Source organism: Marinobacterium lutimaris (assembly GCF_900108065.1).
GTDB lineage: Bacteria > Pseudomonadota > Gammaproteobacteria > Pseudomonadales > Balneatricaceae > Marinobacterium_D > Marinobacterium_D lutimaris.
On record NZ_FNVQ01000001.1, the window covers coordinates 1,579,551 to 1,595,360 of the forward strand.

The following is a 15,810-nucleotide window of genomic DNA, read 5'->3' on the forward strand; positions in this document are numbered from 1 at the left end:
TCTTGCTATAGGTGCCCGTTTTACAGCGGGGTTCTAGTGTTGTCTGTTAGCGCGAAACACTGGCCAGGCCTTCAAGTTCATCCAACAGACTAGAGGCGACTGATGGCTCGAAACGCCCCGGATACTGCCGACCACTGATATCGAATTTAACCACCACTTCATTGGACGCCGGAGCCTGTACCTGCTGACCCGGCTGCTGCAGTGGCCCCTGATTGCTGTTCACAAGATTGGAGGCCTGGGTCACGATACCCACTAGGTCAGCTTCCAGATCAGCAAAGCGGTTTCTCTGCGCCAGCAGGGCCTCGGCTGCTTTAACATCGCCGGCGGCAATATCTCGCTGGTACCGCGCCAGCTCATCATATTTGCCCTGCACCGCATCCGCCTGCTTGAGCGCTTGCTGCTGGGCTTGATCCCACCAGCGGTTCCAGCCGTCTATGCCTATACCGGTGTTGCTCGGAACATCGCCGGCGGCAATGTTCTGCAGCAGCAGATCAGCGGCATCTCCACGGCCTTGGGCGCGCAGCCTGTCAGCCACCTGATCGCGCATCGGCCGGTTGATGACTTCGTTGTCATCGTCGTCACTGTTGCTGCTGTTGCGATTGGCTCTCTCTTTCATCCGCTCGGCTTCATCACCCGCTTCCTTGAAGCCATCCGCCAGCTTGCCGACCTCTTCTACCAGTTTGCGGATCTCTTTTATCAGTTCGCCGATGGAACCGGTGCCGACCTTTTCGGTTTTCTCGATCTCCCGGTTCAGGTCTTCGATTTCATCAGTAGCCCCGCGCGCCGCCCCGCGCGTATTATCCAGTTCGGTTTTCAGCTTTTTGATCTGGGAGTCTGCGCCCTGGTAGGCGTCGGTCAGAGCCTTTCCGGACAGGGTGCCTTCACTACCCAATTCCTTGAGCGTCTGCTTAAGCAGTTCGGCATCAGCCTGAGTGCGCGTTCTTGAAAGGGCCGCATCGAACGCCTGCTGGATAACGGCGCCGCTATATTCGCCCGACCTTGCAATATCAACGAACGCCTCTGTGGCTTTCTTGCTGCCCTCAGTGACCTGGTTGGTGACCTCCTCCATATTGAGGCCGAGCGCAGAGAAAGCTTCATCGATCTCAGTCGCGGCTTCGCGGGCCTTTCCGGTGGCCAGATCAAACGCCTGCTGCAGCGCCTCACCGGTCAGGCGTCCCTCTTCGGCAGCCTTTTGAAGCACTGCTATAAGCGCTTCGACATCAGCCCGGGTGGTGGTCTGTGATAGCGCAGCGTCGAAAGCCTGTTTCAACTGATCGGAGGTGTACCGCCCAGACTCAACCAGAACCCTGAAGCTTTCTGTCGCGACACGGCCTTGCTCAGTCAGTGAACCGGTTACCGCATCAACGTCCAGCTTCAGCGCCTTCCAGGCGGCGCCGACACCTTCATTGATCTCTTTAAGCCGGGTATCTACCAGTTCCAGCGCGGCATCCATCTCATTGGAAGAAAGCACACCCTGAGCACCAAGCTGTCGAAGGCTGTCTGTCAGCTGATCTACCGCATCATTCGATTGGATTCCGTCCAGCGTTGAAGAGAAGGCCTGCAGCACCTGGTTGGAGGAGTAAACGCCGCGGTCAGCGAACGCCTGAAAGCTTGCGATGGCTTGAGTTTCAAAGTCGTTGACGCTTCCGGTTGCCTCGTTCAGCGAGTCGCTGATTTTGGACACGGCGCCAGCTTCAGATTCAGCGGCCTGCGCAGAGCGTGAAGCGGATGACTCAGCCGTGCTGGCCTTGCGCTCCAGGCTCTCAGAGAGGTAGTCCAGTTCCTGGCGCACCTCCTGAGTAACCTTTATGCGGACGGTATCGGATTGCGCTTCCTGTTCTGCCGTCCGCTTGCGCTCGGTCGCGTACTCCTTGGCGCGGCGAATCGCCTCCTCTTCCTCAACGCCTTGCGCCTTGAGCATGGCGATATGGTTGTTGAGCAGCGCGTTCTCTTCGTCCGTCAGGTCTTTAAGGATCCGCTTCTCGCCCGCGGCGCGCTGAATCGCCCGGGTCAGATCACGGTAGGCGGCATCGTTACCCTCAAGATAACCGGTGGTGTTGATGATGGTTTCAGCCGCCTGGCGCTGGGCAGCATCCATTCGGTCAAGCGCATCGCGGTTTTCGTTATAGGTATCGCGGAGGTCTTGGAACGCGCGTGATGATTCACCATTCAGTCGGTCCAGGTTGTCGTTGTAGCGCTTCACCTTACTTTCGATACGATCGAAGGCGTCTTCCTGTATCTTGCGCCACTTCTCTACGTCTTCGGTGTCGCCAAAGAACTCATTCCATGCAATACCGAGCTGAGCAAAACCACCGACCAGCAAATCCACATAGGCGGAAACCCGGTCAATTGTCATCGATAAGCCGGTGAGCAAGCCGTCAAACAAACTTACATCACCGAGAAGAGCCCCCAGCGACTTCCCTATACCATTGATAGTGCCGATGAAGTCAGCAAGCTGCAGAACCAAATCGGCGACCAACTCACCGAGCTCAGCAATACCCTCTTCGAGGTTATCAGTCCCATCATTCAGCTCATCCAGCTTGCGAGACAGGTCATCCGCGAACGCCTCACCCATGGCCGCCTGCAGCGTCCTGGCACGGTTGGCTAAACGGGTGAATCCACTTTCCAGAGAGGCTGCCTTCTTGGCCATCTCCTCGAAGTGCGCATTACCTTGGTCAAAGGCCGCGTTGGAACGATCAACTGCCGCTGTCAGCCCCTCGTGGCGCTGGGTCAGCAGGCCGAGGATACGGGCGTTCTCATCAGACTTGATGCCCAAATCAGAGAGGATTTGGTTAAGCGTAGCGCCACCATCCTGCATGCGGCCCATGCCAGCTACAAAGTCTGCAAATAGCTGAACTTTATCTTCACCAAAAGCGTTTTCGATCTCTTCAGCGGTCTTGCCGGTGATCCGCTGCAACTGCTCCATGGGAGCGCCACCGCCCTGCACCGCATCTGCAATATAACGGAAGGTACGGCCGATAACGGTACCAGTCCCCTCGGCCTGCAAGCCCATTTCCGCCATCGCAGCACTCAGGCCAAGTACCTCGGCGCTGGTCAGGTTGACGCTGGCGGTATCCGAGGCCAGGCGCTTGGCGAAGTGGACAATCTGCTCTTCAGTGGTCGCGCTGGTATTACCCAGTTCAGCGATGGCTGAAGAAACACCACGGACATTACTCTGGGCCTCGCCGGTCACGTTCAGGATCTGCGCAATCGCCTCGGCGGTCTCATCGCCGGCCAGGTCGGTAGCGGATGACAGCGCATCGATAGAGGTGGTGAACTCGCGGATATTCTCGGCTCCCTGAATACCCATACGCCCTGCGGACTCGGCTACATTGAGCAGTTCTGCCGCGGTGGTTGGCGTCACATCCCGCGACAGGCGCCGCATCTCATCGGCCAATCCGTTGATTTCGAAGCCGGCCAGTTCGGTGGTTTTCTGAAGGCCGAGCATAGCGTTTTCCTGCTCAACATAGGCGCCATATCCACCAGCCACGGCCTGCGCAGATCGTTGAGCCGACAACAGCACCGCATAAGCCTGCGCCAGCCGGCGGGTCATTTTGGCTAAGCTATCGGTGGACTTGTTGGCTCTATCGGTCACCCCTGGCGCACGCTCAATCTGGGTGACATAGGCGCTCATCTCCTGTCGCGTTTTCCGCACCTGATCTTCGGTAAGGTCAAACTTCTGGCGAAGCTCTTCGGTGGACTGCTCAAAGCGCTCTGAATCTATATTGCCCTGGCGGTAATCCTCCACCAGTTTTTTCAGGGCCAGACTGTACCGTTCTGTTGCCTTCTCTACGCGCTTGGTTTCTGCTTCCTGTTCTCGCAGAGCTTGGTTGGAACGGCGAGCAGATACCACCTGTTCCTCCATGGAGCGGCTGATATCTGCGACCTGTTTACGTGTCAGATCGGCACTGGTGCCCGCATCGCGTACCCGGCGCTGGTAGTCCTGCCAACTGATCTCGCCGCGCTCCAACTGCCCGATCTGGTCGCGAATCTCGGTGGTCAGTTTTTCGGTTTCAGCAGTAACTCTGGCCTGCTCTTCACGCTGCCGGGTGTAGGCGCGATACTGCTGCGTCAGCATGTCACCCTGCTTTCGGATCTCCTCGTTATAATCGGCCTGTGCCTTGGCCTGATCGCGCGCGGCATCCGCCTGTTCCTTGCCGCTGGATACCAGGCTGTCCTGCTTCTTACGAACTTCCTCCAGCTCCGCGGCCATGCGCTCAGATGAGCGCTGCATGAGAGACTGTTGTTCATCCACGTCTTTGATGGACAACCCCATGCTACGCAGGGAACCCGCAGTCTTATCGAACTCTTTCTGAGCCCGGTTGGTAGCGGTGCGGAAAGAGGCCATTTCGGCCCGAGCCTTAGCCAGTGAAGTGGCGGTTTTCAGGTTTTCGCCGTTGGCTTCCTTGTTGGCCTTGGCGAGCCGGTCAACCTCCTGGCGAGCCCTGGCCTGCAGTTCTGACAGGCGCTGTACTTCGGCTTCTTGCTCCCGGTAGGTTTCGGACAGGTCCAGTGCCCGCTGCATCTCGGTAAAGGCCTGCTGGGTTTCTTCAGCCTGGCCTGATAGTTCGACCAGCTCCTGGCGCACTTCTTCCGAGACGCTGGAATACTCATCCTCGCCCTGGATGATGAGTTTTACGATATCGTCATTCTTTCCGTTGCTGGCCATCTCGACTACCTGTTTTTGCGGGGCAAATAACCGTTATAAGCTGAACAAAAATGCCTGTCTGTCAGGTGCGTTCGCGCACTGAAAGCGCTAGCCTCAATACCAATCGCCCCTAGACAAGGAGGTCTTATGCGATTCATCTTCCGGCCGTTTTGCAAAATCCTTGGCCATAAGTGGAAATATCTATGCACCAATGAGTACGGGAAGGTGTTCGAGTGCCGGCGCTGCGGGAGAGTGTGGGCATCTGATACTGGCGTCATGCGCTGAGCCAATACTGAGGCAACAAAAAAGGGCCGCACTGGCGGCCCTTTCCGGTAAAGCAGGGATGCATTACGCCGCCATTTTGATGTTCGCGTACTTCGACTTTTCAGAACCGGATACGGTGTCATCACGCAGGATGGAAACCGTGAACTGAGCCGTAGCGTAGTCGTCAGAGATCAACGGCAGGCCACCGGTCGGAGACAGCTTGCAGCGGTGGAAAGTGCCCAGGTGCGGTTTACCGGAACGCACTTCGTTGAGGCCGTCGAAGTAAAACTCGTACTCTTCTCCCACTTCCAGCAGCATTTCCACGGTACGGGAGTTCAGCGCGGTATAGCTGACTTCGATATCAGCGGCGTCGGCAATATCACCTTCAAGGATCAGAATACCGCCGTTCTTCAGCTCGTAGTCGGTGCCTTCCACGTATGTGGTAGAAGCGCCGGTATTGGTCACAGTGACGGTATCGGACATATCCGGTACGTGATCGAGCTTGACCAAAGAGCCCTGAATACCAACGGTATGAGCCTCGGCAGACTGTGCACCGCCGGTTACCTCAGTGGCCTTACCTGCGGTCAAGCGCGCCACGTTGGAGGGGCTGAGGTTGGTCAGGGTAATGGTCGCAGTCATGGACTCAATAGAGTCCTGCTGATCGGCCAAGCCGCCACCGGCATTCTCATAATCCTGCATCTGCTGGGTGGCCACGGAGATCGCAATAGAGATCTCGGAAGCGTTGCCCATCGGCAGCAAACCCTCGGTACCTGAGCGCTTACGCAGGTAGCCGGTGCCCTTGCCCTTGTAGTATTCGTTCACCAGTACAGACATGGCTTACTCTCCTTTATTCAGCCACACGCTGGGCTTTCAGGATGTTGGCCTGGCCCGGTGTGCAGGTGATTTTTGCGCCCTTCTTGTATTCCTTACGGGCGAAGGTAGTGCCAGCCTCAGCCGTGACAGTCACGGTGACTTTGGCGGTATCGTTTGCGGCTTCAGTCGCCTTGGTTGTTTCTGTCACGGTCTTACTCCTTGCACAGAATGAACTCTTCCGAGATCACCAGGTAGTTTTCATCGCCCTGCTTCACTTCGGTACCATGGGTTTTGCCGAAGTAGACGGTATCGCCCACTTTGACTTCGCACTCCTTCACCGAGCCATCCGGCATAGTGAAAGATTCGTTGGCCGCTACCACTTCGCCGCGGTAGGGCTTCTCCAGCGCAGAGCCTGGCAAAACGATGCCACCAGCAGTCTTCGCTTCCTGTTCAATTACTTTCAAAACGATGTTGTCGCGGATCGGCTTAAGCATATTGTTCTGTCACCCTGAAACTGATTGCCTGGCTGAAAAATGCGTAGTCATCACCCGATTCAGGCGTATCGAAAGGACAGTCCTGAATGGTCAAATCTGAGATCTTCAGTCTCTGGTTTTCAGGGTCGAAAACAAGTGAACGGCGAACGTCTTTGAGCAGGTTAAGCAGATCGGTTACCGAGTCTTCAGAATCCTTGACGGAGACGGCGCCATCGATATGCACAGTCACCACATCAATAAGGCTTTCATTACCCGCGGTGGCGTTTTGCGGGGCGCTTGTCTTAGGACGGTAAGCAATGACCGGAAAGGCGATCGGCTCACGGTGGCGGTTCTTATTACTGAAGATAAACTCCAACCAGCCACGCTTGATGTTCGGGCTGTGGTTGTAGCCGTTGGCAGTAGAAATGGTTTCCAATCGACTCTTGATAAAATCGAGCCCTTCCAGAATATCGCTGGTCTTGTTCATGCGCCTATCGCCTTCATAAATCGTTGTTTGGCTTCGCTCATAGCCCTGGGTGCAACGCGGGCGCGGGAGTCATAGAAGTGCTGGTTCACCGATGGGCCGTAAAGCGCCTTGAAGCGCAACTGTTCCGCCGTCCGAACGCGACCGAACTGTTCCGCTCTCTCCTTGCCACCATGCTTGAAGTTGCGCGCTTCGCCCTTCTTGTACTTCACCAGGCGCTCTATGATCAGCGGCTTGCCGTTGGACTTTGCGCGAGGGATCACGAATGCGTTTCTAAGTACCCCACCACTTCTGCCACGCCGCACGCGCAGCCGGACACCCTTGCGACCCGGCATGACCTTGTAATCGAAGTTATCCGCGCGGGTTGCGCGTGAACGGGCACCTACCACCGCCTCTAGCCGCCCAGGGCTGGCCCTGCGCATTACGCGCACCTTGTTACCGATGTAATCGGATTTGATGCGGAAGTAGGCGTTCCACTCTTCGGCAGTCAAAGTAACGGTGTCTTCAGCGGCAAAGTTGACGGCATCGGCCAGCGCGGCCTCTATTTCATCTTCGCGCTTTTTCAGCTTGGACTTGATCTGTTCAAAGGCTGCAGAGTCGAACAGGTGGGCGCCGCTGCTTTGATACCTGGCCATTACCGCTCTCCGATAATGAACACCAGCTTGGCGGGGGTTTCGTCCTTAACGGCTTCCAGCAGGTAATCGATGCCGGTTTCCAGATCCTTCAGCGTGTCACCCAGCTTAGGATCGCTGTTGGCCCGGTCAAAGGTACCGGTGGCGACAATGCCGCCGAACATGCCGTCTTGGTACAGTTCTACTTTGCGGTTGATCACCACCATCACCGGGGTTTCTTCCTCGGTGGTGGCGTTGATCAGAATAGAAGCGTGACCCAGAACGTCATTAACGACGCTCTGGTTCTCATCCATGATGTCACGCAAAAGGGACATTAGACCGCCACGCCATTAAGGCGAACATCGGCCTCAGTGGTACCGGAGGCCAAAGCTTCCATAAACACACCGATTTCGGTGTTATCTGTGGCAGTGGTGGTCACGTAACCGTTGGTCGCATCCCAGTAGGCCTTGCCAAACTGGCCAGGGGTGTCGGTGGACAGCTTTGGCAGATTGAACACGCCTTCCACCGTGCCTACGCACTCATAACCTTCCGGCACCGAAAGCACCGGAATGACAACCAGTGAACCAACTACCAGGGGGATGCCCGCAGCAGCACCACCAGTCGGTGCAATAAAATCGACTGTTTCACCCTTCTGTACGAAGTTTTTCATCACTTATCTCCTGTACCTGTAAGAGGTGTCCGGCGCTTATTCAGCGCCGGTTGCCTTGGCCATACCGCGCCAGTCGATCAGACCTGCCCCGAAGTCCTTGCGAACTTTGATTTCCAGACCATCCACGTCAGTGCTGGTGTTCACTTCGGTGTACATCTCCTCTTCACCGGAGAGGTAGGCGTACTCGAAAGTGTCAGCCATCGCACTGAAGGCGTACCAGGCAGCGGGGTCGATTACAGACAGGCGCGGCTCAACGACGATTTCCATACGCTGACGCGGTGCCTGGTCTTCGATCTTCGCGGCCACGATACGCGGCAAAAGTAGGTCTTCCGCGGTGGTTTCTAGCTCTTCAGGTACCGCAATCGCGTCGTACATGATGTTCATGAACTGGCCGTCTACAGTCTTCTGCTTGCGGCCAAGAACGCGCAGGGCGGTGAGCGCAGCCTTGCTCAAAGCAGAACCGCTGGTAAGCAGGTTGCCGTGATCGGCATGGTACAGCGCCTTACCATCGGACATTTTGTGGTTAGCGGCTGCGCCTTTGATGAAGTCGTAGTTCAGGAGCAGGCCCCAAACGATATCGCTTTCGAGGCGAGCGCCAGCCGGACCAAACATCCGCGGGGTACGATCAATGGCGTTCATATCGTCATTGATCAGCATCTGGCGGGTGAAGCCGATTTTGCGGGCAAAGGTGCTGATGGCGTACTTCTCTTTCTGTTCAGAGAAGGTGCCAGCCTTGTACTCGCCGTGTTCACCCAGCGGCAGCAGGGACGGCGCATCACCAAGGCGGTACAGGTGCTTCTCGCGGAAATCGTTCACGGTGGCGCGACGACCCAGCCGCTGGAAGGTACGCGGGGTTTCGTTGTAGGCGTCCAGCAAATTCTTGTTCATTACGTTTTCAAGAATCAGCGGGAAGTCACTTGTCGAGTGCAGCGCACGCTCCGCGATCTTCTGGCGAGACATACCACGGATGCTGACGCCCTGACGCGCCAGCAGGTCGCGGGCCATTTCCATCATGGTCATGCCGGAGAATTCGCGGGCGCCATCGGTCATCTTGGCTCCACCCACGTTGGCGCGAACCATCAGATACTCTTCAGCGGAACGAACCAGCGCCTCACCGTGATCACGACGACCATCAGAGCGCAGATCCAGGTCGGTACCGTAAGACTTCAGATCGCCCGCCTGGCGGGTTTCGGCCATCTTGTCGAGCACCTGTTTGCGGAATTCATCGATCGCCACACCACGGCCAAAGGCGTCGATGGCAAAGTTATCGTCCAGGCCAGCAGCACGGGAGGCTTCCAGCATCGGGTTGAGTTGAGCCCGGGCATTGGCCGCAACCTGCTCTGTATCAACAGCGCGATTCTGCGGTTCAGCCGGAGTTTTGCGCTGCTCGGTAGCAGGCTGATCCTGCGGAGCATCTTCGCGCTTGTCGTCTACAGGTTTCGGCATCTCATCCACCTTAATTGTCAGTTTGACTTCGTGAGTTTCGGTATTCGCACGCTCGGCCTCACGGGTACCGTTCGTGGTTTCAAAGCTGACCGGGACGATGGACAGTTCCAGCGGTTCCCAGTCGACTGCTTTGCGTTTTTCGGTGCCGCCGGCTGGGCGCCCCACCTGGTATTCGTAGATCCGGTAGCCCAGCGACACATGGCGAAGAATTCCGTCAGCCACATCATTGAAAACGTCTTCATGATTGCGACTGAAACGGCAGGTGCCGACCAGCTGACCACCCTCGATACGCCACTCTTCCGTCACGCCGAGAACAGCATCAATCCCGGCGTATCGGTTATGGCTGTCCAGAACACTAAGGCCTTTATCAAGACGCTCAGCCCGAATGGCCTTGTCGCTGACTTCAAGCGACTCAAGAAAACGGGAGTCATTCCACCAGTCGTAGCGCTCCCCCTCTTCGCCGGTGGTGAACACCACTTCAACCGTCCGGTTTTCATGATCTACCGTGTCCGGCTTGAAAAACGCCTTACCCTTAAGGTTTGGCATCTGCTCTTTGCGGGTCGGCATACTCCGTCTCCCTGTTTCAATTACTGGCCATTTGTACAGCCGTTACTCGGGGGTGTCTGTTGTGGAATCGTCTTTATTTGCGCCAGCATTGCTGTCGCTATTACTGCTGGCCGAGTCGTTGTTATCCAGCTGATTACCGGCAAAGCTGAACTTGCTCGGATCGAAGTCGAACGGCAGATCACCCATGGTCGTTTTGGCTTCTTTCCAGGCCTCGATTGCATCCTCGAACTTGAGTCCGTATTTCTGGGTGAACTGCTGTGGCGTCATGGCGCCGGTGCGCACCTTGCGGATATCCACCTCAAGCTCTTCTTTCGGATTGACGGCAGATCGGGGCGGAAGCACCCATTTGCGGGTTACGTTCGGCTTACCAGATGTGACGGTGTAGATTTCATCGAACCAATCGTGAACGCGGTTCAGGCCTGGCAGCATCATGAAGTTCTGCCAGCGGTCCAGGTTGGTGTAGAACTCGCCACGCGCCAGACGGCCAGACGCCCAGGTCACCTTGCTGAAGTCGCCGGTTATCTGTTCGCGGGTAGTGCCAACACCCACGGCGATATCTTGAAGAACGTCACCATTGAAATCGGTGGTCTGGTTCAGATTCGGCGGGGTGACGGTGGTGATATCGGTGTTCTGATCGACATAAGCGATCATCCCCTTCTCGATTTCTGAGTATGGGGTGCCGTCTTCATCGCGCAGCGGGTTGGACTTATCACCCAGCCCCATATCCTTTGGCGGTTCTTTAATGATCACACCAAAGCAGGCTGCCATGTGCTGTAGAAGCAGGGTCGCGTCTCGCCATTCCTGACGCTGGTTGATCAGGTCGGCAACCGGGTGGTACCAACTAACGCCAAGGTGTTGGCCCGGGCGATCTTTCCAGTAGATATGGATAATCTCGCTGGCCGGGTAATACTTGCTCTCTTCGTAGTGCAGCCGGGTGGTCAGCCGGGTCTTCAGCCAGTATCCCTGGATGATGCCGTCGCCGTTGTACTGAATGCCGCTGACAATCTCGCCACCGCCATCGGTGAAGCCGGACTTACTTTCGTCCAGGTACTGTTGTTCCAGCGTTTGCAGGACCAGCGGAAATGCGAGGGCGTTGTTCATGACGCGACGAATAAATACGCCGCCAGACTCTACGACGGTACCGGCCCATAGGTGCTGTAACCCCCACAAGTTGTAGTGCCCTTCGTAGTCACAGGCGGTGCTGCTGGCCCATTCGTCAAAGGTGGTTTTGTACTTCTTCACCCGGCGCTCAGATCCGCCGATATAGTTGGGCTTGATGCCGTCGCCAACCATGTTGGAAGCGATCACTGCCTTGATTCGATTACCGATGGCGGTATTACGCACCAGATCCTGAGCGCCGCCGGCTAAGCCTTTGTGACCCCGCGCCGCCTCTTCAGCCGCACGCCCACCGGTGCGCTTATAACCGCCGGAGGTTCGAGTAGGCCGGGCAGCGTCGTAGTCGCGCAGCGCGGTCAGCATCATGCGGTCCCGCTGACGCTCTACCGCCTTGCTCGGCTTAACGACTTCATACCATTTATCGATCAGGTTCATTTAACCGTCCCAAAGCGTACCCGGCGAACACCCCGGGGCTTGTTGGCGTGCTCAATACCAAGTTCCGTTTCCATCAGTTCGATCGCTTCGCGCATCTGCTTCATGGACTGGTACTCAATCCAGGTATCACCCTCGCGCACACGCAGTACGCCACGGGCGTATGCCTTTTTGAGGTTGGCGAGTTGATCTGTGGTGAAGGTGGTCATTCACACACCTCTTCACGCGGATACGACACCGGGCCTGCTTCATAGGAAGAGATACACAGACCGTTTTCGTCAGTAATCGCATCAGGCAAAGGCAGAATTCCGCTGCCTTCCATCTCTTCAGCGACCTTTTGGATATAAACCGCGCAACGCTCACCGTAGTCCTCGACCGGAACTCCATCGTCATCAAGGATCTCTTCGAATTCGTCCGGGTTATCGGCGTAACGGGTGGCCCACTCGTTGAACACGGCGACCAACTGGCTTCGGGTGAGGTTCATGACTCGCTCCGGCATTGATATATGCCACCGAGTCTCCGGTGATCGGCGTCGAAAACAATTCCCTACTTGCGGAAGAATTTAGCGGGGCGCTTCTTGCGCTTAGGCGTGCTGGCGGGCTGCTCCGGTACCTGTTGGGGGGTGGTATCGGATGGTTTGTCTTGCGAGTCACCGGCTTTACCGTAACGGACTTCACGCTGCTGCCAGTCATTTTCATCCATGCGATCAAGCCCCAGCATGGCGGATCCGGCACGGGCATAGTTGCGGCAGTCAAGGAAGTGGTTATGGTCGCGGATTCGTTCCCACCGCTGAACCATGAAGCCTTTGTTGTCAGCCCGCTCGACCAATATCTCGGCAGTCAGCTGCTTGAAGTAGTCTTCATCCCACTCAGGGAAGTGGCAGTAACCGGTTGGCCACTCGCCACCGGCAGCCAGGGAATCGTCAGTGGGTCGCGCCAGCATCAGCCATTTGTACAGCTGCTCTTTCAGCACGTTGACACCCAGTGGCCACATCTTTATACCGCCATCCTTGCGCACACCATCGATCGTGATCTGCACTGGTTTAGGGTTGCCGATCATGGTGGTTAGTGATCCCTGCCCCTTGATCGCCCTTAACCGGGGTGTACCGATCTGGGCAACTGTGCTGTAAACCTCCTGGGTATCGTTCGATGAGTCGATCAGCGCCAGCTCTATCGGCATGGCGATGCCGTGCTGGTTGGTGTAGCGGGTTTCAAGAAACTTGGAGAGCTCTTCTTTCACCCGGTCTTCAGAGATATGACCCTCGATGACACCGGTATCGATAGACCAGCTACGCTTTTTACGCCCCCAGGCCACCACCTCAAAGATTAGATAGGTTTTCTGAACGTCGATACCGCAGGTGATCATGAGGCCGCCCGGCGGCACCTCGCCGATATTCCAGTGTTCACGGCGCTCATAGAGGCGCTGCCAGTCCGGCGCATCCCCTTTCTCGCGGTACACATCAGCCAAACGGGTGTTATAGAACGCCTTCAACGACTGCGAATTGTCGCCGGCATCCACGAACTCGCGCGCCAGTGCCACCACTGATATGAACGGAGACGCGAGCGCAGACGCTTTATAGCCGCGGTGGTGTGTCACCTCCGGCCGCTTCGGTACCCATTTGTGATTTGCGATTGACCAGAACCTATCACTCTCTGACCATACGTTGCCGCACTCATGACAGATGATGCGCGCCTTTTCCGGCCTCAGCTGCCCATGCTCATCTTCTGGAATATCTACGTGCTTAAACCAATCCAGCGCCTCAGAGTGCCCACAATGCCGGCAGGGCTGGTGAAATTCTCGCTGATCAGACTTCAGGTACTCCTGATGAATACGGGAGCGCCCTTCGACCGTTGGAGAGCAGGCGGTGATCTTCTTGGCCCGCCAGCCGTAGGTAGTGGCACGACCCCAAGCCACGTTGATCGGATCCCCCTCACCACCAGCGCCGCCTTCTGTCGCCCCCACGTTCAGCGGGTACTTATCGCACTCATCAAACAGCATGATTCGACAGGCGCGCATTGCCAGATCCGTTGGGTTCTGAGCCGATACAATCGAGATCTGACCGCCCGGGAACTGCTTCTGCAGGATGGTGTTACCCTGCCCCCGCCTGTTGCTGCTGAAGATATCCCTCACCGCCGGGGTCGCGGTGACCGACTTCACCAGACGCTCTTTCGACCAGGCTTCAGCCGTTTCCTTTTTCGGCGCCACATACATGATCGGCGACGGCTCCTGGTGCATATAGAACAGGGCCGCATTGATCATTAACTCGGTATTGTGAGTGGGGATCATGCCCTCGCCACACAGATATAGGTGGTCTGGCGAAGCGACAGCTATGCACTGGACAGGGACTGGATCTACCTCAGCCACATTGGTAATCCGGCGGCGTTTTGATTCGCTGACCCGGGTGTTGCCGGCGATATCTTTAAGCCTGGCTTGTTTGCGGTGCAATCGGAACAATGGTGTGTCTGAGTACGCCATAAAGGTAATGTGAAACGCATGCTTTGTTGGCTTCAGCACCGGCTTAAGCCCAAGCCCCCTAAGCAGTTCGATCACCTGGGCAGCGAAAGCGAAGCTGTTGGTGCAAAAGGCCGGGTGACCCTGTTTCGATATAGTGCCGTCTGTGTCCATCAAGCCCTGAAGCAGTGCCAGCCGCTGAGCTTTGCTAGCGCGAAGATAGCTGTCAGGTATGTGCTTGTTCTGGAGCACATCCAGTTCGCTCAACAGTTGGTGAAGTCGCTTATGCTTTCTGTCCCGGTATTGCGGGTTCTCTTTCCTTGGGTTGGAGCGAAGGCTTGCACAAGTACGGCAACGCTTTCCATCCTCAATAGGATGGCCGTAAGGGCACTCATCATCAGGCCGCACCGTTCCGACTAGCCACTCTCTGGTTCCGGTATCTGTTTCAGATTTCAGTTCAGCGGTATACCCGCAGGCCACTATCTCATCGATGATCTGCTGGTCTTTGGCGTGATTGGTAATACGCGACGAATAGCTGTGCCCATCTCCCAACCATGCGCCCAGCAAGTACGGATCAATAGGCAGTTCTGCTACCGGCAGGTCCAGCGGCGCTGTAAGCGGTATCGCGTACCGGTTTGCAGTCCGTCCGCCGCCGAGATTGCTTTTGAATGCCTGGCTTATCTCCAGCGTGTTGGTGACGCGGGTACACTGAGTCGATGACCGAGTTCTGCTGTCATCCACCTGCCACTTGTGCCCGGCATCCGCCACCACGCTAGTACCGTCAGAAAATTCGACACGAAAGCATCGATTGGCAGTCTTTATCTCCGACTTACCGAGCACCGGGTACGGCTTACCATCTGCGCCAAAAACGAGATCACCCGTGCGAAGATCACCCATTGTTAACCAGCCGGCAGGAGTTGGGATTGGCGTATCAAGCGCCAGCGCTTTCATCAACTGGATGCAACACATTACCGTCACTTCCTGAACGCTGGGATCGGTGATAGACATCATCGGTTCACGCGCAGCTTCCACGCGGTCAGTTCGCCACTTACCAGCTTCAGCAGAGTTATCAGGCAGGTAGCGGTATTCGTCCGCCCACTCAACCAGGTTGAGTTTCGGGGGCGGTTTCAGGTTGGCGCGGATGGCATCCTGCAGCCGGACCTGTATGTTGCGCCGGCAACGGAAGTGAAGCGGTTCAATCGCTGCTGTCATCATCCTCTACCGTGAAATCGGCCAGTTCTTCCAGCATCCGGTAAACCTCTTCCTCAAGGCGATTTTCGATAAAGGTGGCATCCTTATGCTCAAGCTGAGCAGCGTATTTCGGCAGCGCCATCAGACTGGCCCTGATCGTCGCCAGTGAGTGGCCGAGCTCTTCCAGAATGGCTTCAACGTCGCCGTACCGCTCCTCTTCCACGGCCAGGCTGATCTCTTCCTTTTTCATCTTCGCCAGCTCGGTGCGGCGTCGGATCTCATCTATATCCAGTTCGTCGGCATCGCTACCGCCTCGCGCTTTTTGTAGTTCGAGGTCCTTCCACCAGCGTATGCAGGCTGCAGAGTCATAACGCGGAGACTTACGGTGACCCTCATGGTCGTAGACCGGCATCCCCTTCTTGGTGAAGGTGGTTACCGACTGACGGCTGACCCCGAGGATTCGCGCCAGATCAGTTCCGTTGCAGATGGTGCCAAACCCACCATCTGAGTTACCCCCTTTGTGGTTGCTTCCGCTTTTCGCCATACCCAGACACCCGACTTTTCGACTCCCGCGACCATAGCGCCTGCCGCGGCGGTCGTCTGTCGCCGCCAAGTGCTTGATGGACTTAACAATCCTCGAAAAA

Annotated in this window: 14 protein-coding genes; all 14 read right to left on the reverse strand. The window is 56.5% G+C overall.

Annotated features, from left to right (window positions below; translation table 11 throughout):
- Positions 1-46: 46 nt before the first annotated feature.
- Positions 47-4,669, reverse strand: a complete 4,623-nt coding sequence (locus C4S72_RS07075) for a phage tail tape measure protein (RefSeq protein ID WP_104002324.1) — start codon at positions 4,667-4,669, stop codon at positions 47-49.
- Between the two features lie 327 nt (positions 4,670-4,996).
- Positions 4,997-5,746 carry a phage tail tube protein gene (locus C4S72_RS07080; RefSeq protein ID WP_104002325.1) on the reverse strand — a complete coding sequence of 250 codons (750 nt, stop codon included), beginning with the start codon at positions 5,744-5,746 and terminating at the stop codon, positions 4,997-4,999.
- A 13-nt stretch (positions 5,747-5,759) separates the two neighbouring features.
- The gene (locus C4S72_RS25740; RefSeq protein WP_160115463.1) at positions 5,760-5,933 is read right to left on the reverse strand and encodes a hypothetical protein; all 174 of its coding nucleotides are present in this window, start codon (positions 5,931-5,933) and stop codon (positions 5,760-5,762) included.
- A 4-nt stretch (positions 5,934-5,937) separates the two neighbouring features.
- A complete protein-coding gene (locus tag C4S72_RS07085; RefSeq protein ID WP_104002326.1) occupies positions 5,938-6,219 on the reverse strand; it encodes a co-chaperone GroES in 282 nt (93 codons plus the stop codon).
- Positions 6,212-6,685: a hypothetical protein gene (locus C4S72_RS07090; RefSeq protein ID WP_104002327.1), complete on the reverse strand. Its 474-nt coding sequence runs from the start codon at positions 6,683-6,685 to the stop codon at positions 6,212-6,214. The genes C4S72_RS07085 and C4S72_RS07090 overlap by 8 nt, the downstream gene beginning before the upstream one ends.
- The gene (locus C4S72_RS07095) at positions 6,682-7,317 is read right to left on the reverse strand and encodes a hypothetical protein (RefSeq protein WP_104002328.1); all 636 of its coding nucleotides are present in this window, start codon (positions 7,315-7,317) and stop codon (positions 6,682-6,684) included. Before C4S72_RS07095 ends, C4S72_RS07090 begins: the two co-directional genes overlap by 4 nt.
- Positions 7,317-7,628 (reverse strand): hypothetical protein, encoded by a 312-nt coding sequence (locus C4S72_RS07100; protein WP_104002329.1) that lies wholly within the window; start codon positions 7,626-7,628, stop codon positions 7,317-7,319. The genes C4S72_RS07095 and C4S72_RS07100 overlap by 1 nt, the downstream gene beginning before the upstream one ends.
- On the reverse strand, positions 7,628-7,963 hold the full coding sequence (locus tag C4S72_RS07105) for a DUF2190 family protein (RefSeq protein WP_104002330.1): 336 nt from the start codon (positions 7,961-7,963) through the stop codon (positions 7,628-7,630). Before C4S72_RS07105 ends, C4S72_RS07100 begins: the two co-directional genes overlap by 1 nt.
- Before the next feature lie 36 nt (positions 7,964-7,999).
- Positions 8,000-9,976 carry a prohead protease/major capsid protein fusion protein gene (locus C4S72_RS07110; protein ID WP_104002331.1) on the reverse strand — a complete coding sequence of 659 codons (1,977 nt, stop codon included), beginning with the start codon at positions 9,974-9,976 and terminating at the stop codon, positions 8,000-8,002.
- A gap of 42 nt (positions 9,977-10,018) precedes the next feature.
- The gene (locus tag C4S72_RS07115; protein ID WP_104002332.1) at positions 10,019-11,527 is read right to left on the reverse strand and encodes a phage portal protein; all 1,509 of its coding nucleotides are present in this window, start codon (positions 11,525-11,527) and stop codon (positions 10,019-10,021) included.
- Entirely contained in the window at positions 11,524-11,733 is a 210-nt protein-coding gene (locus tag C4S72_RS07120) for a phage head-tail joining protein (RefSeq protein WP_104002333.1), read from the reverse strand. The genes C4S72_RS07115 and C4S72_RS07120 overlap by 4 nt, the downstream gene beginning before the upstream one ends.
- Positions 11,730-12,008: a hypothetical protein gene (locus tag C4S72_RS07125; RefSeq protein ID WP_104002334.1), complete on the reverse strand. Its 279-nt coding sequence runs from the start codon at positions 12,006-12,008 to the stop codon at positions 11,730-11,732. The genes C4S72_RS07120 and C4S72_RS07125 overlap by 4 nt, the downstream gene beginning before the upstream one ends.
- A 62-nt stretch (positions 12,009-12,070) precedes the next feature.
- Positions 12,071-15,187, reverse strand: coding sequence for a phage terminase large subunit family protein (locus C4S72_RS26000; RefSeq protein WP_235009067.1), 3,117 nt, complete (start codon positions 15,185-15,187; stop codon positions 12,071-12,073).
- On the reverse strand, positions 15,171-15,710 hold the full coding sequence (locus C4S72_RS07140; RefSeq protein WP_104002335.1) for a terminase small subunit: 540 nt from the start codon (positions 15,708-15,710) through the stop codon (positions 15,171-15,173). Before C4S72_RS07140 ends, C4S72_RS26000 begins: the two co-directional genes overlap by 17 nt.
- Positions 15,711-15,810 lie beyond the last annotated feature (100 nt).

Coding starts and splice junctions, on each gene's coding strand:
- C4S72_RS07075 (WP_104002324.1), bottom strand. CDS start 4,669: ATGGCCAGCAACGGAAAGAATGACGATATCGTAAAACTCATCATCCAG.
- C4S72_RS07080 (WP_104002325.1), bottom strand. CDS start 5,746: ATGTCTGTACTGGTGAACGAATACTACAAGGGCAAGGGCACCGGCTAC.
- C4S72_RS07085 (WP_104002326.1), bottom strand. CDS start 6,219: ATGCTTAAGCCGATCCGCGACAACATCGTTTTGAAAGTAATTGAACAG.
- C4S72_RS07090 (WP_104002327.1), bottom strand. CDS start 6,685: ATGAACAAGACCAGCGATATTCTGGAAGGGCTCGATTTTATCAAGAGT.
- C4S72_RS07095 (WP_104002328.1), bottom strand. CDS start 7,317: ATGGCCAGGTATCAAAGCAGCGGCGCCCACCTGTTCGACTCTGCAGCC.
- C4S72_RS07100 (WP_104002329.1), bottom strand. CDS start 7,628: ATGTCCCTTTTGCGTGACATCATGGATGAGAACCAGAGCGTCGTTAAT.
- C4S72_RS07105 (WP_104002330.1), bottom strand. CDS start 7,963: ATGAAAAACTTCGTACAGAAGGGTGAAACAGTCGATTTTATTGCACCG.
- C4S72_RS07110 (WP_104002331.1), bottom strand. CDS start 9,976: ATGCCGACCCGCAAAGAGCAGATGCCAAACCTTAAGGGTAAGGCGTTT.
- C4S72_RS07115 (WP_104002332.1), bottom strand. CDS start 11,527: ATGAACCTGATCGATAAATGGTATGAAGTCGTTAAGCCGAGCAAGGCG.
- C4S72_RS07120 (WP_104002333.1), bottom strand. CDS start 11,733: ATGACCACCTTCACCACAGATCAACTCGCCAACCTCAAAAAGGCATAC.
- C4S72_RS07125 (WP_104002334.1), bottom strand. CDS start 12,008: ATGAACCTCACCCGAAGCCAGTTGGTCGCCGTGTTCAACGAGTGGGCC.
- C4S72_RS26000 (WP_235009067.1), bottom strand. CDS start 15,187: ATGACAGCAGCGATTGAACCGCTTCACTTCCGTTGCCGGCGCAACATA.
- C4S72_RS07140 (WP_104002335.1), bottom strand. CDS start 15,710: ATGGCGAAAAGCGGAAGCAACCACAAAGGGGGTAACTCAGATGGTGGG.